The organism is Bacillus haynesii (assembly GCF_014042035.1).
Taxonomy (GTDB): domain Bacteria; phylum Bacillota; class Bacilli; order Bacillales; family Bacillaceae; genus Bacillus; species Bacillus haynesii.
In genome coordinates this window covers 707,996-729,820 of the sequence record NZ_CP059494.1, presented here as the reverse complement: position 1 = coordinate 729,820, position 21,825 = coordinate 707,996, and the positions used below count along the sequence as shown (strand labels likewise).

Annotated in this window: 23 protein-coding genes; 5 read left to right on the top strand and 18 right to left on the bottom strand. The window is 46.4% G+C overall.

Annotation, left to right across the window (positions count from 1 at the left end; genetic code table 11):
- Window positions 1–198: 198 nt before the first annotated feature.
- From H2R00_RS03670 to H2R00_RS03660, 3 genes are all read right to left on the bottom strand, one after another.
- On the bottom strand, window positions 199–1,512 hold the full coding sequence (locus H2R00_RS03670) for a ribonuclease H-like domain-containing protein (RefSeq protein ID WP_182070476.1): 1,314 nt from the start codon (window positions 1,510–1,512) through the stop codon (window positions 199–201).
- Between the two features lie 5 nt (window positions 1,513–1,517).
- Window positions 1,518–3,761 (bottom strand): DEAD/DEAH box helicase, encoded by a 2,244-nt coding sequence (locus H2R00_RS03665; RefSeq protein WP_220462697.1) that lies wholly within the window; start codon window positions 3,759–3,761, stop codon window positions 1,518–1,520.
- Window positions 3,762–3,892: 131 nt separating this feature from the next.
- The gene (locus H2R00_RS03660) at window positions 3,893–4,399 is read right to left on the bottom strand and encodes a PTS sugar transporter subunit IIA (protein WP_043926959.1); all 507 of its coding nucleotides are present in this window, start codon (window positions 4,397–4,399) and stop codon (window positions 3,893–3,895) included.
- Window positions 4,400–4,576: 177 nt separating this feature from the next.
- Here H2R00_RS03660 and H2R00_RS03655 point away from each other — a divergent pair, with 177 nt between their 5' ends.
- Window positions 4,577–4,996 carry an Hsp20/alpha crystallin family protein gene (locus H2R00_RS03655; RefSeq protein ID WP_154994781.1) on the top strand — a complete coding sequence of 140 codons (420 nt, stop codon included), beginning with the start codon at window positions 4,577–4,579 and terminating at the stop codon, window positions 4,994–4,996.
- Between the two features lie 18 nt (window positions 4,997–5,014).
- Here the strand turns inward: H2R00_RS03655 and H2R00_RS03650 are convergent, their stop codons facing one another.
- The gene (locus H2R00_RS03650) at window positions 5,015–5,458 is read right to left on the bottom strand and encodes a YppG family protein (protein WP_154994779.1); all 444 of its coding nucleotides are present in this window, start codon (window positions 5,456–5,458) and stop codon (window positions 5,015–5,017) included.
- A gap of 179 nt (window positions 5,459–5,637) precedes the next feature.
- Here H2R00_RS03650 and H2R00_RS03645 point away from each other — a divergent pair, with 179 nt between their 5' ends.
- The gene (locus H2R00_RS03645) at window positions 5,638–5,838 is read left to right on the top strand and encodes a YppF family protein (protein WP_011198064.1); all 201 of its coding nucleotides are present in this window, start codon (window positions 5,638–5,640) and stop codon (window positions 5,836–5,838) included.
- A gap of 32 nt (window positions 5,839–5,870) precedes the next feature.
- Here H2R00_RS03645 and H2R00_RS03640 read toward each other — a convergent pair whose 3' ends face one another.
- The gene (locus tag H2R00_RS03640; RefSeq protein WP_154994778.1) at window positions 5,871–6,242 is read right to left on the bottom strand and encodes a YppE family protein; all 372 of its coding nucleotides are present in this window, start codon (window positions 6,240–6,242) and stop codon (window positions 5,871–5,873) included.
- 57 nt (window positions 6,243–6,299) lie between these two features.
- Window positions 6,300–6,527, bottom strand: coding sequence for a YppD family protein (locus H2R00_RS03635; protein ID WP_154994776.1), 228 nt, complete (start codon window positions 6,525–6,527; stop codon window positions 6,300–6,302).
- Window positions 6,528–6,726: 199 nt separating this feature from the next.
- On the opposite strand from H2R00_RS03635, the gene sspM reads away from it, so the two are divergent.
- On the top strand, window positions 6,727–6,831 hold the full coding sequence (sspM, locus tag H2R00_RS03630) for an acid-soluble spore protein SspM (RefSeq protein WP_009328007.1): 105 nt from the start codon (window positions 6,727–6,729) through the stop codon (window positions 6,829–6,831).
- A 31-nt stretch (window positions 6,832–6,862) separates the two neighbouring features.
- On the opposite strand, the gene H2R00_RS03625 is transcribed toward sspM, so the two are convergent.
- Complete coding sequence (locus H2R00_RS03625) at window positions 6,863–7,822, bottom strand: DUF2515 domain-containing protein (RefSeq protein WP_154994774.1); 960 nt, start codon at window positions 7,820–7,822, stop codon at window positions 6,863–6,865.
- Between the two features lie 54 nt (window positions 7,823–7,876).
- Between H2R00_RS03625 and recU the strand changes: the two genes are divergently transcribed.
- Window positions 7,877–8,473 (top strand): Holliday junction resolvase RecU, encoded by a 597-nt coding sequence (gene recU, locus H2R00_RS03620; protein ID WP_003182896.1) that lies wholly within the window; start codon window positions 7,877–7,879, stop codon window positions 8,471–8,473.
- Between the two features lie 57 nt (window positions 8,474–8,530).
- Window positions 8,531–11,206, top strand: a complete 2,676-nt coding sequence (locus H2R00_RS03615; protein WP_182070474.1) for a PBP1A family penicillin-binding protein — start codon at window positions 8,531–8,533, stop codon at window positions 11,204–11,206.
- A 20-nt stretch (window positions 11,207–11,226) separates the two neighbouring features.
- On the opposite strand, the gene H2R00_RS03610 is transcribed toward H2R00_RS03615, so the two are convergent.
- The 11 genes from H2R00_RS03610 to panB all read right to left on the bottom strand — a co-directional run bounded on the left by H2R00_RS03610 (window position 11,227) and on the right by panB (window position 21,644).
- Window positions 11,227–11,730, bottom strand: coding sequence for a YpoC family protein (locus tag H2R00_RS03610; protein WP_182070473.1), 504 nt, complete (start codon window positions 11,728–11,730; stop codon window positions 11,227–11,229).
- Window positions 11,727–12,389: an endonuclease III gene (gene nth, locus H2R00_RS03605; RefSeq protein ID WP_023857420.1), complete on the bottom strand. Its 663-nt coding sequence runs from the start codon at window positions 12,387–12,389 to the stop codon at window positions 11,727–11,729. Before nth ends, H2R00_RS03610 begins: the two co-directional genes overlap by 4 nt.
- Window positions 12,390–12,405: 16 nt before the next feature.
- Window positions 12,406–13,104, bottom strand: coding sequence for a DnaD domain-containing protein (locus tag H2R00_RS03600; protein ID WP_182070472.1), 699 nt, complete (start codon window positions 13,102–13,104; stop codon window positions 12,406–12,408).
- 74 nt (window positions 13,105–13,178) lie between these two features.
- On the bottom strand, window positions 13,179–14,471 hold the full coding sequence (gene asnS, locus H2R00_RS03595; RefSeq protein WP_154994765.1) for an asparagine--tRNA ligase: 1,293 nt from the start codon (window positions 14,469–14,471) through the stop codon (window positions 13,179–13,181).
- A 148-nt stretch (window positions 14,472–14,619) separates the two neighbouring features.
- Window positions 14,620–15,804, bottom strand: coding sequence for a pyridoxal phosphate-dependent aminotransferase (locus H2R00_RS03590; RefSeq protein ID WP_154994763.1), 1,185 nt, complete (start codon window positions 15,802–15,804; stop codon window positions 14,620–14,622).
- Window positions 15,805–15,825: 21 nt separating this feature from the next.
- The gene (gene tseB / locus H2R00_RS03585; protein WP_154994761.1) at window positions 15,826–16,311 is read right to left on the bottom strand and encodes a cell wall elongation/penicillin-binding protein regulator TseB; all 486 of its coding nucleotides are present in this window, start codon (window positions 16,309–16,311) and stop codon (window positions 15,826–15,828) included.
- Between the two features lie 9 nt (window positions 16,312–16,320).
- Complete coding sequence (locus H2R00_RS03580; protein WP_003182913.1) at window positions 16,321–16,491, bottom strand: YpmA family protein; 171 nt, start codon at window positions 16,489–16,491, stop codon at window positions 16,321–16,323.
- 151 nt (window positions 16,492–16,642) lie between these two features.
- Window positions 16,643–19,435 (bottom strand): ATP-dependent DNA helicase DinG, encoded by a 2,793-nt coding sequence (gene dinG / locus H2R00_RS03575; RefSeq protein WP_182070471.1) that lies wholly within the window; start codon window positions 19,433–19,435, stop codon window positions 16,643–16,645.
- A gap of 123 nt (window positions 19,436–19,558) precedes the next feature.
- Window positions 19,559–19,942, bottom strand: coding sequence for an aspartate 1-decarboxylase (panD, locus tag H2R00_RS03570; protein ID WP_003182918.1), 384 nt, complete (start codon window positions 19,940–19,942; stop codon window positions 19,559–19,561).
- Window positions 19,942–20,808: a pantoate--beta-alanine ligase gene (panC, locus tag H2R00_RS03565; RefSeq protein WP_182070470.1), complete on the bottom strand. Its 867-nt coding sequence runs from the start codon at window positions 20,806–20,808 to the stop codon at window positions 19,942–19,944. The genes panD and panC overlap by 1 nt, the downstream gene beginning before the upstream one ends.
- A gap of 2 nt (window positions 20,809–20,810) precedes the next feature.
- Window positions 20,811–21,644 (bottom strand): 3-methyl-2-oxobutanoate hydroxymethyltransferase, encoded by an 834-nt coding sequence (gene panB / locus H2R00_RS03560; protein ID WP_154997895.1) that lies wholly within the window; start codon window positions 21,642–21,644, stop codon window positions 20,811–20,813.
- Window positions 21,645–21,825 lie beyond the last annotated feature (181 nt).

Below are 21,825 nucleotides of genomic sequence, written 5' to 3'. Positions count from 1 at the left end.
ATGAAGCAAGGGGTAAACATGTACTAATATAAAAACCTATTTTAAAAGTAAGCCATAAAGCTTTCCTTGAAATTCGTCATGATCAATACGATAAACAATACGACGACAAAAAACAGATAAAACAGCCCCTTATACATATCGACGCTCCCTTCAAACCATTCTAACGTTATTTTACAAGAAGCGATCGGTTTCTACAATTCATAACGTGCTTGAAATGTTTGGCTTTCGAAGATCGTCGTTTTCTGCGCTTGCCCGGGGAATATTTCGTCCGTATTTCCTCTCCAGCCGCTCGCGCCGTCTCAAGAGGCCGGCCATTTCTTTTTCGGTCAACTCAAACTTTTGTGAACCGTGCTGTTTGAGCAGGTTATCCGTTACTTCGAGAGCGGCCTGAATATCCCGCTTTCGATGTTCAAGGTATTTGGCGAGTTCGATGCCTGCGCGCCAGGCGGTTTTTCCGTCTTCTCCATTTTGGAGCTTCAGCCAAAGAGCTGCGGCTTCTTTTAGCATGCCTTGTTTTTTGTACTGCATGGATAAATCGAATGATGCGCGTTCAGACTGCTCAAAAGGCTTTTTTTCAAGCTCCTGCAATTGCGCTGTCGCAAGCTCTGTCTCCCGGTTGGCGAGGAGCCATTTTGCCATCGCATACTTTTCATTTGCTTCTGCTGTCTGCTCCGGAGTGAGGATTTTTTTCGATAAATGGATGTAAAGAGAGATTAAAGAAAGCACGTCAAGCTCATTGTGGTGCAAAACGCCTTCAATGATTTCCGGACGTTCCTCCTTTAAAAAATGAAAATACATCATCGGCGCCAGGTAGCCCGGCGTATCTTCAGTTCTTACAACGCCCAGCTCTTCCTTTTCCACTGTCCCCAAGGAGACGCGGTCAAATTTATGCTTCCAAAGGCGGCGGGATCCGTGCAGCAGGTCAAAGTGGCCGAAATCCGGCAGCTTTGGGACCCTGTCGCGAATCAGCGTGTGCCTCGTTTTCACCTGGGGCCAGTCGAACGCTTTGCCGTTATAGGTGACAAGAGACTGAATATCGACTTCACTCAGAAAACTGTGATAAAGGGCCGCTTCGTGCCCCGGCTTTGGCAGGAGATGCTGTTTGACGACTACGCGGTCGTCATACACCCTTGCATGGCCGAGCAAGAAGATCGCATTGCCAGCCCCTCCTCCGAGACCGGTCGTTTCCGTATCAAAGAAAAAAAGCTGGCTCGGTGTATACCCTTTGCTTGAAAGCGAGTGGGAAACGGTGCTATTGTTCCATCGCCTAACCGTCTCATGAAGCTCAGAAAACGCGTAATGGCCATGAACATACGTCAACGGATAAACGACTTCCCTGATCAGGCAATAGCATTCCTCAAACACATATGGTTTAACACCGAGTTCGGTCCATTCTTTCTCAAAACCGACGGACATGGAAGTCCGCTTTTCTGCCGGAGGTTCCGTTTTTTCTTCTTTCGCTTGATTTCCCAGGTGATGCTTATAGCGATTAAGTTTTCGTTTTAAAGACATGCCGCTCAACCTTTCCAGCCTTTTAAAAGGCGCAGAGCATTGTTTTTTGTCTGTTCGCCGCTGCCGCCCACTCCTATGCAGGAAGGGCATCCTGACTCACACGGACATCTTGAAATCAGCCGGTGCGCTTCACTGATGATCTCGGGCATTTGTTCATACACTTTCTGAGACAGACCCACTCCGCCGGGATAGCGATCATACAAAAAGATCGTCGGCTTTTCGTTATGAACGGCTTTGATTTGCGGAAAAACATGCAGGTCAGATGGATCGCACATCACTTTTAAGGCAGCGACATGTCCCAGGACGTTTGCAGTCCCAAGCAAAGCCTCTTCCAATTTGATGTCGTTCCAATTTTGCCGCTCATCATCGTTCACCTGCACCCAAGCGGCATTGGTATGCAGCTCCTCTTCCGGCAGATGAATCGGTCCTGAACCAATATTTTCATGCGTTTCAAATTTTATTTTCTTAAAAATTGTCGCTTTTGCCTGAACGGTCACATCCCCAAAACCGAACGCTGCGGTTTCCGTCTTTTTCTCCTTGTCAACTTCGAGAACTCTCAATAGGACGGCAAGATTGGCATCCGTATAGTAATCAACTTGAACCTCGCGGACAAACGCCTTTTTCTCCTCCCAGTCAAGCTTTTCCACCTGGTATTGGATGCCTTGATGCAAATAAATGGCTTCATCGTGAAGAAGTGTCATGGCACTGAACCTGTCCATTTCCCCAATCACTAGCGCCTTCTCTCGTCTTGACTGATCAATAATGACAACATTTTCCTGAGAAGCCGACCTCAAGCTGATGCCGTGCGCCGGAAAAGCGTCATTCATCCAGTGATACGTGTTCCCGGTTAAGTGGAGAACCCTTTCTTCTGCCAAGTAGTCAAGAATATCCTCGATTTCGGCACCGCCGAATGTGTCCGTTCTTTTGAAGGGCAGTTCAAAGGCTGCGCATTTGATATGATCGACGAGAATGACCAGGTTGTCCGGATTAATGACGGCAGTCTCGGGATTTTGTTTAAAGAAATAATCCGGATTCTGTACGATGTACTGATCGAGCGGGGCTGAACTTGCCACCATGACAATCAGCGCTTCGTTGTGCCTTCTTCCGGCGCGGCCGGCCTGCTGCCAGGCGCTCGAGATCGTTCCCGGATATCCGGTCATGATGCATGTCTGCAGCTGTCCGATGTCAACGCCCAGTTCGAGTGCATTCGTGCTGACAACGCCTTTAATGTCCCCGCTGCGAAGGCCTTTTTCAATGACGCGCCGCTCGTTCGGCAGATAGCCGCCCCTGTATCCCTGAATCGAATGAGGGCCGACAATCGGTTTCATCACTTCCTGCAAGTATGTCAATATAATTTCAACCCGGACTCTGCTTCTCGCAAACACAATCGTCTGAATGCCGTTTTTCAGAAATTCGGATGCGAGCCTTCTCACTTCAAGGGTCGCGCTTTTCCTGATGTTAAGCGAACGGTTGACCATCGGCGGGTTGTAAAATAAAAAGTGCTTTCTTCCCGACGGGGCACCGTTGTTTGAAATCAGGTGCATCGGCTGCCCCGTGAGCGTCTCAGCGAGCTCCAATGGATTGGCGATCGTCGCGGATGTACAGATAAACTGCGGCTTGCTTCCATAAAATTCAGCGATCCGCATCAGCCGTCTGATGACATTGGCTACATGGCTGCCAAAGACTCCCCTGTATACGTGAAGTTCATCGATGACGATATATTTCAGGTTTTCGAACAATGACACCCATTTTGTATGATGGGGCAAGATCGCCGAATGCAGCATATCTGGATTTGTAATGACGATATGGCCTGCTTTTCTGACTTTCTGCCTGATCGAAGGCGACGTATCTCCGTCATATGTATAACAGTTGATCGACGCACCGATTTCATCGATTAATTCATTCAGTTCGCTTTTTTGGTCCTGCGACAATGCCTTTGTCGGAAAAAGGTATAAGCTACGTGCATCTTGGTCTTCTGTGATCCGCTGAATGACGGGCAGATTGTAGCAAAGCGTCTTGCCTGATGCCGTCGGCGTCACAAGCGTCACGTTTTTGCCGGCGGTGCTGTGCAGAAATGCGTCAGCCTGATGGGAATACAGCTTTTCTATCCCTCTTTGATGTAAAGCATGCACGATTCTCTTATCTAAACCTTCAGGAAAATCGCGGTAATCCGCTTCTTTTTCCTCGATTGTATGCCAATGAACAATTTGCCTGCTGAAAGCTTGGTCTTCTTTCAGAAGCTGAATCATATCTATCAAATTTCGTTTTTGAAACAACGCTGTCACCTCTCCTTTCTATTTTAGCGAATGTCCGTTCGTTCTGAAAGAGGTGATTTTCTGACAAAATGAAAAAGCAGAGAATCGCTCTCTGCTTTTTGCTGTTACTTAACTTTAAGCTCCATAAGCTTTGTCTCGCTTTTTTTCGCTTCTGCCTCTTCATGTTTTGTGACGCGCTCCAACACATCGCCGTTCATAATGACGATCGGTGTAATTGTGCTGCTCGCTTTTTCCTTGATCAGTTCCAAATCGCACGTTATTAAAGGATCGCCGACTTTTACTTTGTCTCCTTCTTTGACATGGGCTGTGAAACCTTCGCCTTCCATCGCTACTGTTTCCAGACCGATGTGAATCAAGAGCTCCACACCGGACAATGAACGAATGCCGATGGCATGTTTTGTGTGGAACAGCTGGATCACTTCCCCGTCGACAGGTGACACGATCTCGCCCGCGGAAGGCTCGACAGCCATTCCGTCGCCCATCATCTTTTGGGAGAAAACGGGGTCAGGGACTTTTGAAAGTTCTAAAACTTGTCCGTCAACCGGTGAAAAAACGGTTTCTTCTTTCACTTCATTTTGTTTCTGACCAATACCGAATAATTTTTTCAGCAATACAGTTGGGCTCCTTTCAAAACGCCTCTTTATGATGGCTATTAAAAGAGGAACAGGTTAAATATCAAATCTTTGGATTCCCCATTATTTAACCACACTTTCAAATTCCCATCAATGAATAACCATATCAAGAGCCCCTGCATAAGCTGAAAATAAAAAAATCGGGGGTGATGAAGAATGGATTTCAAGGAAAACGATAATCACTCACTCAACAAGAAAGACGAAATTCAAGAATCGGTTGAACAGTTATTTTACAACTCACCTTTTCACGATATTTTAAATTCATTCCAAAAGCTGATATCAGATCAGCTTCAGAACTCCACCATTTCCATGCACATCAGAGAGGAGGATGGGGCGCTTCACATCGATATCGCCGTTCCTGAATCGTTTCAAAACGGAGATATCATGATTGAAGCGAAATCGAGGTATCTTCATGTCGCCTTGAAGGAAAAACAAGAAAGCGGCGGTTCTTCATCATTTACAAGCCTGTCCAGAACCGTTCTGCTCCCATATCCCGTCCGTGAAGAAACAATGAAGACGTCGTGGAACCGAAATGTCCTCACGGTCTCATTTCCGGAGCAAAAAAAGCATGAATGACCTTCATCCATGCTTTTTTTATTTGAAGAATCCCATAAACCCTTTGGCCAGCGCTCCGACCTGGTTGACCGTGCTCACCATCTGGCCTGCGGTGTCCATCATTTTGCTGAAATCAAACTGCCCGTTCTTTTTTTTGAATTGCGACAGAAAGCTTTGAAATTGTGATGGCTGGTGAAGATTCGGCCGCGGCGAAGGATATGGATGCTGATAAGGAAATGCCTGAAACGGCGGAAGCGGCTGCATTTGCTGCTGAACAGGCTGATGATAGACTGAAAACGGGTCCAAATTCTGTTCAATCGGCTGTTGATATGCCTGCGGCCGCTGAGCGGGATGGGCGTACGGGACGGTTTCCTGGCTGTAGTACGGCTGAACGGGATGATAGGCCTGATGATTTTGCTGATAGGCTTGAGCATACGCACCAGGGCCGGAATAAGGATATACGGCGGCTCTCCTCTCTTCCATCTTTCCTCTCCTCCTAAAGCCCTTTTTTTATAAGTGTATGATATAGCAACATTTCTCGTTCCAACGGTTTTGTCACAAGTTTGTCAAAAAGTGTCGAAAATTTTAATATTTGAAAAACAGAAAAAAGTCGAATTGTTATGGTACTATATTATTAATATAAAGGAGAGGGGATGCACCATATGAACGTATCATACTTAAGAAATTGTTTTGCCGAGATGAAACAGTATGAGACAGACTGCATGAACAAACTGATGGATTTCGCCAAGTTTTTGTATATCCAAGGACATCTGACATTAAACGAATTTCGCACAAGTATGAAAGTTCTTGAAGCGAATGGCGCACAGCACCCTGCTTATGATATGAATACGGACGCCAGCTAAACAAACAGCCCTCATAAAAAAGAGACCGGGAATTAGGCCCGGTCTTCTTTTAATATATCGTCTTCTACGTTTTTCAGCGTGTAGAGGACGGATTCCGTCAGATCTTTAAAGCGTTTTTTATGAATTTTGCAGAAATAGGACTGCATGAAAATTTCATTCGCATTTTCCTCAACCGAGTTGAGCTGTTCTTCGTAAATGTATTTTGGCCGATTGGCCTTGATATAAGGCAGGCTTTCCGCCAGCCAGCTTTTCACTGTTTGTTCGAAACTCTCGACAGAAGGTTTGACAACTTCGAAAAAATCGTATTCCGTCCCTTCCTCTTTTCCCTTACTGTATCGTTCTTCCGCTTCTTTTACAAGGCGGATTAATTCCCGTGTCTGTACAAGAAGAGTCTGTGTATCCAATTTTTTCACCTCGGGTTTATCGTACCAAAGGAAAACGACCGTTACAATGAATCCGGCTTAAGCCGTCTCTACCCCGGGCTCCACTCCCATTAACGTGCTGTTTAAACAAGCCAAGAGCTCTGCCAGTTCTTTTTCAATCAGATCTAGCCGTTCGTTCCAGGCAGCCTGCTTTTCATGCTCCGTCCGGCGTACAGCTTCTGTCAAAGCCTTCTCCGCAGACGACATGTCTGATTCCGTTTCCAAAAGCATTTGAAGGACAGAGTCTTTGCTTGCAAATCCATTCATTTGCTTCCCTCCTTTTTGATCCCCTTCTATGGATTCTCCTCTATGCGCCCCCTCTCCTCCACAGCTGACAAAACTAGAAGCAAACCGCCAAAGAAACCCATTTTCCAGCCAAACGCGCCGCTTTCGACAAGTGATCTTGCGAAAAATGGTATGATCAGCGCTTTTTTGCAAAATCTAAAAGGGTAAGGAGGTGCCCGCTGTGGAAAACAACAAAAAGAAATCACCTGCGAAAACGAAACCTGATGCCAAACAAACAGACACACTGGATAAGAAATTAGGCGGACCTAACCGCCCGTCCACTTAAAAAGCAAGGAGAACCCTTGCTTTTTTCTGTTTTACCTCTTATTCAGCCAATGCTCCAGCGAAAACAATGCCTGCAGCTGCCTTCTTTTTTGAAAATACCAATCGGTGATTTCAATCGTTTTCGGGAGTTTTTCATCCTTGAACATCGCCTCTCTCTTTCCTCCGCGAAACCAATCGTATTTTAATCCGTCTAATGAATGGGCAACAACGGGATAACACGTTCTCAAAAACGGTGAGGTTCTGATTTTAACCCCTGCCCAGCGCTCCATATCAAAGCGCGACCCGGTATGCGGAACACATGATGTAAAATGAAAAAAACCGGGGAAAAGCTCGGGCGAAAACAGCAGCTCGCTTAATTGCTTGCCGAGCTTGATCCTTTCCTTTAAACTAGTGAAGCGTTTAACAGACACGCCGTAAAAAACGCCTTCAACCGTCGGAAAAATGACCGTGTTGAAGTGAAACCATTCACATAGCTGAAAAGGAATCGTCTGAAAAACATTCTTTTTAAACAAAGGATTTTGTATAATAGGAGTTTGGATAGTGTTTTGTTCATTTATAATGAGAGCGTACATGAGCCGCTTTTGATCGCGCTCATGCCAGAACCGCTCCCACTCCGTTTTCATAAATGAAGACACGCCAAATGAGGAGAGCAAATGAAACAGCGGCTGGCCAAGCTGCTTGGACCAATGGTATAACAGGAGCTGCGGATAGGCGTCCGAAAAAATCAGCCAGTTCGCTCTTTCATACGTTAAAAACAGCCATTTCTGCTGAAAAGCCGTAAGTCCGAGCTCGAATAAGCGCCCTTTTAAATCGGTCATCGACCAGCCGGCATTCCGGGAAACAAATGAAGCTAAAAGCGACCACTTGATTTCAGGATGGCGGTCAAAGTAGCGTTTGTAGGCATTTGTCCGTGAGATATTGTCCTTGTTCAGTTTTGCGGTCAGCTCTTGAATGCGGCTCGTCAGCTCCGCCGCGGAAAAAGTGTTGTGCAAGATCAGCCACTTCCGTTAGTATCTAGATTTTTTTGTAAAAGGAGGATGAAGAAAGTGATTCGTTACCCGAACGGCAAATCCTATCAGCCGAAAACAGCTGCCTCATCCTTGCAAAAGAAGCCGTCGTATTCCAATCGCGGCATGACCCTCGAAGATGACCTGAATGAAACGAATATGTATTATCAATCTCATTCGATTGCGGTCATCCATAAAAAACCGACACCTGTACAGATTGTCCAGGTCGATTATCCGAAGCGAAGCGCTGCGGTTATCAAGGAAGCATATTTCAAGCAGTCATCAACTACTGATTATAATGGGGTTTATAAAGGCCGCTACATCGATTTTGAAGCGAAAGAAACAAAGAGCCGGACCTCCTTCCCGCTTCAGAATTTCCACGATCATCAGATCGAGCATATGAAGCAGGTTGTGGCGCAAGACGGCATTTGTTTTGTTATCATATCCGCTTTTGAAGAAATTTATTTTTTGGAAGCAGAAAAATTATTTTATTTCTGGGAGCGGAAAAAGCAAAACGGAAGAAAATCGATCCGAAAAGACGAGCTTCAGGAAGCCGCTCACCCCATTTCACTTGGATACTCGCCAAGAATTGATTATATTAAGATTATTGATCAGTTGTATTTTTCGCCATCATAAATTATGATTTTAAAGTCATGTGAGCGGAAAGGTTTAACTACGAAAGGTTGAGATGTTATGTCAGATCAATTTAACAGCCGCCAGGAACGGCGAAAAGCCCAGCAGGGCAAAAGCAGGTCTAATACTCATTCTAAACCCAAGAAAAAGAAAAAAGCAGGATTGTTCAAGAAAATTCTTTTATCCATTTTAATCATCGGTGTTATCGGCTTGATTGCCGGGGGCGTCACTTTTGCGGTGATGGTAGCGGACTCTCCGTCCCTTGATGAAGCAAAACTGAAAACACCGTACTCTTCTACCATCTATGACAAAAACGGAAAAGAAATCGCCGAAATCGGTTCGGAAAAACGGACATACGTGTCAATTAAAGACATCCCGGATTCCGTTAAAAACGCATTTCTTGCAACGGAAGACGCGCGTTTCTATGACCACCACGGCGTGGACCCGATCCGGATCGGAGGAGCGCTTCTGGCAAACTTCGAAGGCGGATTCGGTTCTGAAGGCGGAAGTACGATCACACAGCAGGTCGTCAAAAACTCCCTTCTGTCACATGAAAAAACGCTGAAACGGAAAGTCCAGGAAGTCTGGCTGTCGTTCCAGTTGGAAAGAAAATATTCAAAAGACGAAATTCTTGAAATGTATTTAAACCGGATTTACTTCTCGCCGCAGGCCTACGGTGTCGGAAAAGCGGCTGAGCAGTTCTACGGGGTTACAGATCTAAACGACTTGACGGTCGAGCAGGCCGCAACGCTTGCCGGCATGCCGCAAAGCCCGAATAACTACAACCCGATCAAACATCCGGAAAAAGCCGAGAAACGGCGCAACGTCGTGTTGAGCCTGATGAATAAACACGGCTTTATCTCAGACGCAGAATACAACAAAGCGAAAAATGTAGCCGTCACAAAAGGCCTTGTCTCTCCGAAGGAGTACGCAAAATCAACGTCCAACAAATACAGCGCGTTTATCGAGCAGGCTGTCGCCGAAGTGAAAGAAAAAGCGAACGTCACTCCGGGAACGGACGGACTGAAGATTTACACGACGATTGATACAGACGCACAGGATTATGTTGATGAGCTGATGGACGGCGATTCTATTCAGTATACCGAAAAAATGCAAGCTGGCCTCACCCTGCTTGATACAAAAACCGGAGAAATCCGCGCGCTCGGCGGCGGACGCGACCGGAAAGCAGGCGACTTTAACTATGCAGTAGATACGAAGCGTCAACCTGGTTCAACGATCAAGCCAATCCTTGACTACGGCCCTGTCATTGAGAACAAGAAATGGTCGACGTATGAACAGATTAAAGATGAAGCATACACGTATTCAACTGGAGATCCGATTAATAACTATGACAGAAGATACAGAGGCTGGATATCGATGAGAGAGGCGCTGGTCGATTCTCGAAACATCCCGGCTTTAAAAGCGTTCCAGGCAGCCGGCAAAGACAATATTGTAAAATTCGCAGGCAACCTTGGTCTTAACATAAATTCAGATGATTTAGTGGAAGCTTATGCAATCGGCGGCTTCGGAAACGGTGTGTCGCCTCTGCAAATGGCCGGAGCGTACAGCGCCTTCGGCAACAACGGCTACTACAATGAGCCTCATACCGTTACCGCGGTGGAATTCAATGATGGCACAAAGCTTGATTTGACGCCTGAATCAAAGGCAGCCATGAGCGATTATACCGCATTTATGATAACGGATATGTTGAAAAGTGCTGTTCAGCGAGGAACAGGAACAGCCGCACAAGTCAATGGCGTTACTGTAGCAGGTAAAACGGGTACGACGAACTTTACCGAGGACGACATTAGAAAACACGGCATAAATCGAAACGGAGCGAGAGATTCATGGTTCGTCGGCTATACGCCGCAATATACCGCAGCGGTCTGGACCGGTAAAGAAGGCTTTAATTCGCTGAGCACGAGCGAACAGCAAGTCGCCAAGCTCCTGTTTAAAAAGCTGATTGCCAAGGTTGACAACGGCAGCGGCTCATTTGAAAAGCCTGACAGCGTCGTTGAAGCGACTGTTCTAAAAGGCTCGAACCCGCCGGTGCTCGCGAGCAGCAACACGCCTAGCGATAAAAAAGTCACTGAGTACTTTGTAAAAGGCACACAGCCGACGACCGTTTCGAAAAAATATGAGGAAAAAGAAGATGCCGACAAGCCGTCAGGTTTGAGCGCAGAGTATGATGAAGCATCTAAGAGTATTAAACTTTCATGGTCATACTCCGGAGACGATGATGTATCCTTTAAAGTCAAACAGTCTGTTGACGGAGGCGGATACAGCGAAATTCAAAACAGCAGCGCGAAAGAAGCCGTCATACCGAATGCAAAAGAAGGATCCGTCTACAAATTCCAAGTTACGGCCGTTACCGAATATGGTGAAAGCGATCCAGCTTCTGTGACGCTTAAAGTCAACGCGGCTGAAGAGGATGAGTCAAAAGCGGACGATGAAAAGAAAAACGAGGATGACGAGAAGAAACAGGATGCTGATGATGCTCAAGACAAAGACAAACAAAATAACGGCAATTCAAATCAGCCGGATGATCAAAATTCAGGCAATACGGATCAAAACAATAAAAATCCGGGAAATACAGACCAAAACAACGGCAGAAAAGATGATGACGCCGATGATCAAGACAAAGATCAGAATAAAGACAAAGACAAAAACCCGGATCCAGGCAGCAATACAGGTGATCAAACAAATTCCAACGGTCAATCAACCGGCAACAATTAATCTAAAAAGCCACTCACAGTTTAGTGAGTGGCTTTTTTATGATTGATGGCAATATATTTATAAAATTGCTTTTTCATTTCCGTAAACAATTCGTCAAGCTGAATAAAACAATGGTACTGCGTCGGTTTCAGCAGGATAAACTCAAGGCGTTCCGTCCAGTTCATCGGCTTGGCTCCAAAATCCTTACGGGTGATGAGCTCCCAGTTGAGACTTTTGACAGGCTCCCCCATCGTCCAGTGGAAGCTTGCGATCAAGCAGCACACCCCGTGCAGCATATCATCCTGGCTGCACCTTGACTTTCTCGTTTTAAAGACGGGCAGAAGCTTTTCTTTTGTGCGTTCCCATGCTGCAAACAAAAGCGGGACCCATTCTTCCGCATGCTCCCACGGCTTGTCCTCTTCAGCGTCCTGAAAAAAATCATAGCAGAGCGGATTTTCCGAAAGAACGTCAAGCCTTTCGCCGGATTCCGGCCTTCTCTTCCGCAGCGTTATTTCGTATTCGTCCAACAGTGAAACGCTTGTCACGGCAGCTTCACCAGCCCTTTTTTATATCGTTTTTGCCCTTCCCTGCACAGAGAAAACAACGGGCATTCTTCACATTTCGGCCTTTGCGCCTTGCAATGATAGCGTCCGAAAAAGATCAAGCGGTGATGAGTGACGGACCACTCTGATTCAGGCACTTTTTTCATCAGCGTCTTCTCGACTTCCGTGACCGAATCCTTCCATCTGCAAATACCGAGCCTTTTTGAAACCCTTTCTACATGGGTGTCGACGGCAATGGCAGGAACGCCGAATGCTACGGAAACGACGACATTGGCGGTTTTTCTCCCGACGCCCGGAAGTTTCACCAGCTCATCGCGGTCTTTCGGCACTTCACCGCCGTATTCTTCCAGCAGCATTTTGCAGAGCTTTTGAATATTTTTTGCTTTGTTGCGGTATAAGCCGATCGATTTGATGTCCTGCTGCAACTCTTCAAGCGGAACAGCAAGATAATCTTCAGGCTTTTTATATTTTTTGAAAAGCGTTTTCGTCACTTTATTGACAAGCGCGTCTGTGCACTGGGCCGATAAAGCGACGGCGATGACAAGTTCAAACGGATTGTCATGGACTAATTCGCATTCTGCATCCGGAAACATTTCACCGATTGTTTCTAAACAAAACTCGATCTGTTTTTTTGTTAGCATGTCTTCACCTTTCACTTTATTGTTCAAGCCAATTGTAAAAAGGAACTTGTCTTGTATACTCCTTTTGCTCATTTTGCCGCGGAGCAGTCTTCCGCCTGAATCTTTGGCTGTAGTTGACGGCTTGTTCGACTGTTGAAACGCCGTTTTTCTTCCACTCAAACAGAATCCGGTCAATGTAGCGGAAATTTAGTTTTCCTGATATGACAGCTTCTTTGAGAGCCTGTTTGATCAATTGTGCATCGTGATGATCCTGGTCAAGCCAGATGCTGAGCGTCTCGCATTCCAATGGTGACAGCGGCCGTGCAAATTCCTCTTCAAAGATCGTATAAAGGCTTTTCTGTTCGCCTTGATTTTGTTCGGCGAGCGTCTTCTGCTCGGCCATTTCAAGATGCTCAAACAGCTTGCCCCAGAGAGGTTCGAGCGAATATTTTTCAAACTTAATGCCGTTCTGGTCTTCGCATTCTTCTATATAGATGAAGCCTTTTTGAATGAACATTCTCAGCATGTTCATACATTGTTCGGTTTCAATCGACATCGTCTTGCTTAATTCCTCCGGCGTCGGAAAAAATGAACCTCTTTCAACATGCATTTTAATGTTTAAGAGCAGCATGAATTCTGTCTCATTTAAGCCTAGCTCCCGATAGTTCAAAAAAAGCAGATTCGGAATGGTGACAGATCCCATATCCTGCATCTTAATAAAGTGCTGTTTTTTCATTCGATACACCTCTTACCTTCCAGTATATCATGGATGACTGTGAAAAAGTCTCCTGCAATCAGGAGACTTTTTTCTTAAGGATATAAACGATTTAAGAGCCTTGGGAACGGAATCGTTTCGCGGACGTGCGGAGAGCCGCAGATCCAGGCAACCGTCCGTTCGAGTCCGAGCCCGAATCCTGAATGCGGAACTGAGCCGTATTTTCTCAGCTCTGCATACCATTGATAAGCATCAGATTCTAAACCGTGCTCTTTCAGGCGCGCTTCGAGAAGCTCAAGATCATGGATCCGTTCAGATCCGCCGATAATTTCACCGTAGCCTTCAGGCGCAATCAAGTCGGCACACAATACGACATCTTCCCTGTCAGGTGCAGGCTGCATATAAAACGGCTTTAATGAAGTCGGATAGTGTGTAATAAATACCGGCTTGTCATAGCTTTCGGCGATCGCCGTTTCGTGAGGAGCGCCGAAATCATCGCCCCATTCAATATCGTCAAAACCTTTCTCTTTTAAGAACTGAAGCGCTTCATCATACGTGATTCTTGGGAAAGGCGCTTTGATAAGCTCGAGTTTGGAAGTGTCTCTGCCGAGCGTATTCAGTTCGATTTTGCAGTTTTCAAGCACGCTTTGGACGACAAAAGAAACATAGTTCTCTTGAACTTCAAGGTTTTCATTGAATTCGACAAACGCCATTTCCGGTTCGATCATCCAGAATTCAATCAGATGGCGCTTCGTTTTTGATTTCTCAGCTCTGAAAGTCGGTCCGAATGAAAAGACTTTTCCCAAAGCCATTGCAGCAGCTTCCATGTACAGCTGGCCGCTTTGTGAAAGATAGGCATCCTCGTCAAAATACTTTGTCGCAAAAAGCTCTGTCGTTCCTTCAGGTGCGCTTCCCGTCAAAATCGGAGGATCGACTTTAACAAAGCCTTCCTTATTGAAAAATTCGTATGTAGCGCGAATGATCTCATTGCGGATTTTCATCGTTGCATGCTGCCGTTTTGAACGGAGCCACAAATGTCTGTGATCCATCAAAAATTCTGTTCCGTGTTCTTTTGGTGTAATCGGATAATCTGTCGCTTCATGAATGACTTCAAGCGATGTAACAGCAAGCTCGTAGCCGAGAGGCGAACGCTCGTCTTCTTTGACGATGCCTTTTACATATAATGATGTTTCCTGTGTGACAGATTTAGCGGTTTGAAATGTTTCTTCATCCACTTCCGCTTTGACGACGACTCCTTGGATAAAGCCTGTCCCGTCTCTAAGCTGCAAAAACGCAATTTTGCCGCTTGAACGTTTGTTGGCGATCCAAGCGCCGATTGTTACTTCTTCACCAACATGCTTGTACACTTGGTTTATTGTTGTTTTCACTATCGTTTCCCTCCAAAACACGAAAGAATTCGGTTAAGACCTCATTCTTTCTGACGTCCATAACGTATATTATACCTTTTTTAAATCGATCAGGTCAATGCAGCTGACGTGCATGAAAAAAGCGCCCGCCTGCGGACGCTTTTTATAACTAGCGGCTGCGATTCACGACAAAGCGGCGGATGCGTTCGACCGCTTCTTCCAAAAGTGACAGGGATGTCGCGTACGACAGACGGATGTTGTCCGGTGCACCGAACCCTGAACCAGGAACGATCGCAACTTTTTCTTCTTCCAAAAGCGCTTCAGCGAATTCATCAACGCTTGAAAAGCCGCACAATTCTGCCGCTTTTTTTGCATTCGGGAACAAGTAGAAGGCCCCTTCAGGCTTCAGGCATGTCAATCCCGGAATGTCAACAAGCAGTTCATACACTTTGTTCAGCCGTTCTTCAAAAGCTCTTCTCATCTCTTCAACAGGCTCGTTTGGCCCATTGTAAGCGGCAATGGCTCCATATTGAGCGACAGATGTCGGATTTGATGTACTGTGGCTGGCAAGGTTCGTCATCGCTTTAATGATCGGTTCGCTGCCTGCTGCATACCCGATTCTCCAGCCGGTCATGCTGTGTGACTTGGAAACCCCGTTGATGATCACGGTTTGGTTTTTAAGTTCTGGAGAAAGCTGTGCAATGGATACATGTTTTTTTCCGCCGTAAATCAGCTTTTCATATATTTCATCAGATACGATTAAAATGTTGCGGCGAAGGCATACTTCACCAAGAGCTTTAAGCTCTTCTTCCGTATACATCATGCCTGTCGGATTGCTTGGGGAATTGATGATCACAGCCTTCGTTTTTTCCGTGACGGCTTTTTCAAGCTGTTCCGGAGAAATCTTAAAGTTGTTTTCCTCAAGGCCTTCAACAAACACGGGTTTGCCGCCTGCAAGCTTGACTTGTTCAGGATAGCTGACCCAGTACGGAGTCGGAATAATCACTTCGTCCCCTTCGTCGAGGAGCACTTGAAATAGGGTGTAAAGAGCATGCTTTGCACCTGTGCACACAATAACTTCAGATTGGCGGTATTCGATTCCCTGATCGCGCTTAAATTTTTCGCGGATGCTGTCTTTCAGTGCCGCAAGACCGCCGGAAGGCGTGTATTTGGTATGTCCTTCATTCATCGAACGGACTGCTGCTTCAATGATGTGCTCAGGCGTATTAAAATCCGGCTCTCCTGCACCAAGACCGATGACGTCGTGCCCTGCCGCTTTTAAATCTTTTGCTTTTGCAGTGATTGCCAATGTTGCAGATGGTGTTAACGCTGATACTCTTTTAGCTAGATTCAACTCGATTTCCCCCTGTTTCGTCTAAGGCGTAATATTTTTGTGAATTTTTCCGTTTATAAAGTCCACATAGCTTAAACTGTACTGCCCGTCTTTATTTAAGTATGTAACTTCCCACAATAGAACATTGCCTTCCCTTGCAAGGTGCACCTCTTTAAGCTCAGACATCAGGCCTTCATCCTGAACCGCTTTTGCAGCTTTGCTGCCGGTAATGCCGTCTGATGCTTTTTTGTAAATCGTTTTCTGCTTTTTGTCAGCAGGCACCCAAACATACATTTTGCCGCCTTTTTTGTCTGCCCCTGTGACAATGTACTGCTTTTCTTTTCCGACAAACGTCTCCACGCTGTCAACTTGTTTTAAGCCTGCTTCCTGCTTGGCTGTTTCGGCAGCCTGCTCGTGGCCGCTTTCTTTCTGATCCATTGCCGTACGGTAGACATTCGCTCCCGCAAGAAGTGCTGTTAAAATGATAATACCAAATATCAGTATGAAAATTAATGTTTTTTTGCCCATTTTCTGCTCCTAAGTACGATAAATCGTAAAAATGGCCTGTTTTTGATCTTCTTCATCGAGAGCAAGGCCGAACATGAGATCATCACGTTTGAGCGTACGGTTCAAAAGATCAACGATTTTATACAGGTCTTCTGAATGCTCGACGCTTACGGTAGATAGAATTTCGATTTTGTTTTCCATTTTTCAAATACCTCCGAACGAAACAATAATTGTAATTCATAATCTTTGTGCCAAAAGCCATACTAGTTGTTACAACGGGATAACCGTTTAAATAAACAGCCAAAAAATAAAACCTTAATCCACACCATTTAAGAGCCGCTTTATGCGGCTTTTAGCTATTTTTCCCGGCTATGTAGGCTTCAAGCTCAAGGAATGTAGGCTCCATGACTTTTGCAGGGGGCAGAGCCTTCATAAACACCTTGCCGTAGGAAGAGGTTCGGATGCGGCGGTCAAGAATAACGACCGTTCCGCTGTCTTTCTCTGAGCGGAGCAGCCTGCCGATCCCCTGCCTGAAAGCCAAGACAGCTTCCGGCAGAGATACCGCTTGAAACGGGCTTTCTCCCCTTCTCTTTGCCCGATCGCATTTGGCTGATTCAACCGGATGGTCAGGCGGTCTGAACGGCAGTCTTGCGATGATCAGCGTCGTCAGCTCGTCACCCGGAAAGTCAACGCCCTCCCAAAAATGGTTCGTTCCGAGAAGAACCGCATGGGGATAAGATTTAAACAATTTCATGACCTTGACGGGACTTCCGCCGGAAATCCCCTGAGCAAGGAGCTGACAAGGAAAGTCTTCCTCATTTTTTATTGTATGGTAGACGTCTCGCAGCATATCGTGCGACGTAAACAGGACGAGCACTTTAGCGTATTTCTGTTTTGCAAGCGCCTTGACGTAACGCGTGACATCCTGAATATAGTCTCCCGGATCGTTTTGAATCGGGCTGACATCCGTCGGAATCATGATGTTCATATGCTTATCATAAGAAAAAGGCGACTCGATTTGCAAGGTCCTCGGATAGAAATCGCTTAAACCGAGCTTTTTGATCATATAGCCAAATGAGTTTTCGACGACAAGCGTCCCCGATGTGAGCACAACGCTTTTTTTCTCGGTGAAAAACCGGTCGGCCAGAATTTCGCCGGTATCAAGCGGTTGAGCGTAAATGGCAGCGGCGTTTTTTGCGCCCTTCGCGTCAATTTCGATCCAGACGACCTCATCTTCGACAGGGTCAAACATCAAGCGGCCGAGCGTCTTTCGATATTCTTCAAGTTCGTTCATGCACGAATCGTATTCGTCTAACAAAAACGCCTGACGGCTGGTGAAAGAAGCCTGTTTTTCAGCGAGGCTTTTCTTTTGATCTGTAAACAGCCGATGCATGTCATACAGCATGGAACACAGTCTTCTTGCTCCTTCTTCAAGCCTGTTCCATGCTCTGCTTTCACCGGTTTCGCCGATCTTATATAAGAGACGGTTTAGATCGTTTCTTGGTTTCCTCCGCTTGACAAAAGAATGAACAGCCGTAAAGAATAGATCACTTTCTTCAAGAAGCTGAGCGAGCCATTCGTCCATTTGGAAAAAGGATTCTGATGAAATACCTGCGGACCGGTAGAGCCGTTCGGCTTTTTTCAAAATCCCCCTTTGCTTGAGGGTGCCGAGCCGCATCAATCTTTTATGGAGAAAGACATAGTCTGCTCTTGCTCCATATTGTTCGCCCGCCGCGCGTTCAAAATGATGAGCTTCATCAATAACGAACGTATCGGCATCTCCGGTATGGGTTCGCTGATTGGCTTCGTCAGTCAACAGAAGCGCATGATTGGTAATGATGATATCAGCCTTCTGCGCCCGCGCTTTGGCTCTCTCATAAAAACACAATTTCCTTATGCTGCTGTTTTCTGCATATGAATGCGAATCATATGCCAGTCTGTCCCAGAGAAGCTTTCCGCCTGACGGAAGGTTAATTTCGGATAAATCGCCCGTTTCCGTATCTGTCAGCCAGACGAGAATTTGCGCTTTTGCAAGGACGCTATCATAATTGTCATCATCTTCCTGTAAAATATGTTTGAACTTGCGAATGGATAAATAATGGGAACGGCCCTTTAAAACCGCGGCTTTTATCGGGAAAGGAAAAATCTTTTCCAAAAGCGGGATATCGCGGTTTATCATCTGCTGCTGAAGCAATGTCGTATATGTGCTGATCACGACCGGCTTGCCTGTTTGCTTGGCGTGGATTGCAGCCGGCACGAGATATCCGAGCGTTTTTCCGATTCCAGTAGCGGCTTCAATCAGAGCATGCTCATGATTTTGAAAAGCGGTCCAGACCTCCCGCATCATTTTTGTCTGTCCTTCTCTCCTGTCAAACCGGTCGTCCAATGAAGAAAGCCCGCCGTCTTTTTCCCAAATGAGCGGCTCTGTCTGTGAGACAGGGCTCTTATGACCGGCCTCTTCATCCTCGCCTTCAGGGTTCCTGATCACAAAGGAACCGACCTTCATAAAGCCGGCCTCAAGTTCAGCATCGGCGCCCTTTTCAGCAATCAAACCGTCAAAAAGCTCCTGCGCGTCGCTGATCAAATGCCAAGACAGACGTCTGATTGATTTCAAAACAGGAATCGGCAGCCTTTTCAGTCTGTCCATCATATGTAAAAAGATCAAAGCGGTCACTTCTGCATCGCTGTCAGCCCTGTGCGGGTTTTCATGGCGAATCTGAAGCTCTTCGCTCAGTTCAGTTAATTTATAGCCGTCAAAACCCGGAAAAACGATTCTCGAAAGCTCAACCGTATCGAGAACGCTGCATTCAAGCTCACCAAAGCCGGCCAGCTGCAGCTCATGTTTTACAAAAGCAAGATCAAAATGAATGTTATGAGCGATAAAACAGCTGTCATGAAGCAGCTCAAAAATATCTTCGGCAATCGCCGAAAATGGTTCTTCATTTTCAACCATTTCATTCGAAATTCCCGTCAGCTGCTCGATAAAAGCGGGAATCGGCTGATTGGGATTCACATATTTGGAGAAACGTTCGGTCATTTGTCCATTTTCAATCACAACCGCTGCAATTTGAATGATTCTGTCGCCTTTTTTCGGCGAATTCCCTGTCGTTTCCACATCAATGACCACATATCGTTGATTGTTCATTCAATGGACACCTCAATTTCGATACCTTCGACAAAAGTGTAACACGTTTTAGAAAGGTGCGGGGGAAAAGCTTCACCTTTTACTCTTTCTAAACGATATGAAAGCCCCCTAAAGGCAAGGGGGCTACAGAATGGTACGGGCTGGCTCCTGACCCAGCATTTCCTCGATTTCGTTTCTCTCGTTCAAAACGGCAACCTTCGGCTTATGGGTCTTTGCTTCCTCTTCAGACATCATGGCATAAGAAACGATGATGACGACATCTCCTACCTGGACAAGGCGGGCGGCAGCTCCGTTTAAACAAACGACGCCGCTCCCCCTTTCACCGGGAATAATGTACGTTTCCAGCCGGGCCCCGTTATTATTATTTACAATTTGCACTTTTTCATTTGCCATCATTCCGACGGCATCCAGCAAATCTTCATCAATTGTCACGCTGCCGACATAGTTCAAATTGGCCTCCGTCACTCTCGCTCTGTGAAGTTTTGCGCTCATTAACGTACGGTACATCACAAATCCTCCTTTTGATCTGCCGGGATATCGACGATGATATTATCAATTAAGCGGGCTTTGGAAAACTGAACGGCAACCGCTATGATGACCTTTCCAGTCAATGGTTCCCTGATCACCAGATCGGGATATGAATAAATATCCGCATAATCAATGACACCGCTCGTTTTTTCAAGAATGCTCCGAACCTCTCGCTTAACGGCCTCTGGGTCCCTCTCTCCATCGCGGATCAGCTCGGCGCCGCGCTGAAGGGCCTGATAGAGAGCGGGTGCTTCCTGCCGTTCTTCAGCTCGCAGGTTGACATTTCTTGAGCTTTTGGCAAGCCCGTCTTCTTCCCGTTTTGTTTCGACCGGGATCAGCTCAATATCCATAAAAAAGTCGTTGATCAGCCCGTCGACAACGGCAACCTGCTGCGCATCCTTCATGCCGAAATAAACCCTTGTCGGAGACGTGAGATTGAACAGCTTTGTGAGCACTGTTGCAACACCGTCGAAATGCCCTTCCCTTGAACGGCCGCAAAGGACATCCGTCCGCTTTTTCACGCTTGCGGTAACCGTCGGCTCCTGGCCGTACATTTCTTCAGGCTCAGGGGTGAACAAAACGTCCACTCCGCCGTCGGCCGCAAGCTGCCGGTCTCTTTCAATATCTCTCGGGTACGCTTCATAGTCTTCTCCCGGACCGAACTGCATAGGATTGACAAAAATGCTCATCACGACAATATCGTTGTCTTTTCGCGCTTTTTCCACAAGCGACATATGGCCTTCATGAAGGAAGCCCATTGTCGGCACAAAACCGATAGTTTTGCCTTCTTTGCGGTAATTTTTCGTTACATTTTGTATATCTTTTGCTGTATGGATCTGAATCATGCCTACTTCCCTCCGTATAATCCTTCGAGAACTTGATGATCGATACGGAACGAATGAGCATCTTCAGGAAACACACGGCTTCTGACATCCTCAACATATCCCCGAAGCGCTTTTTCAAGCGGCTGATCGATTTGCGCATATTGTTTTACAAATTTAGGCGTACGTCCCACTCCGTGTCCGACAACATCGTGGTAAACGAGAACCTGTCCGTCCGTACCCGCTCCTGCTCCAATGCCGATGACAGGAATCGTGAGCTCCTTTGAAATGCGTTCAGCGAGCGCTGCCGGGACGCATTCGAGAACAAGCGCAATCGCACCTGCTTCTTCACAGCGCCTGCTGTCTTCAATCAGCTTGCGGGCGCTTTCTTCGTCTTTCCCCTGAACTTTATAGCCTCCCAGGACACCGACGGATTGAGGAGTCAAGCCTAAGTGGCTGACAACAGGTATACCGCCGCGTGTTAAAGCCGTGATCGTCTCAAACACACCGTCGCCGCCTTCAAGCTTCAAAGCATCGGCACCGCTTTCCTGAACGATCGCCGCAGCATTATTCAGTGCGCTTTCCAAAGAGCAGTGGTAAGACATAAATGGCATATCTGTTACAACAAACGTATCTTTTGCACCGCGTTTGACGGCTTTTGTATGGTGGATCATATCAGCGACCGTCACAGATACGGTCGAGTCAAGGCCGAGCACCACCATGCCGAGCGAATCGCCGACAAGGATCATATCGACGCCGGCCTGTTCGGCAAGCTTTGCCGCCGGATAGTCGTAGGCCGTCAGCATGACGATCGGCTCTCCCTCTTGTTTCATTTTTAGAAAATCAATTTTTGTCTTCATGTTTTCTCCTCCTCTTTTTCAGAGGAGATGAGCTGCCGTGTTTGCATCTGCATCTTTTCGGACAGCAAAAAAACCTTCCGGTAAGGAGAAGGATTTTAAATCGTCCGTGTTCGGCAAGAATCATCCCTCTGTCCCAGTCCTTTTTGGATCAAGGCAGACTGTTTTTTTATGAGTTGCATGT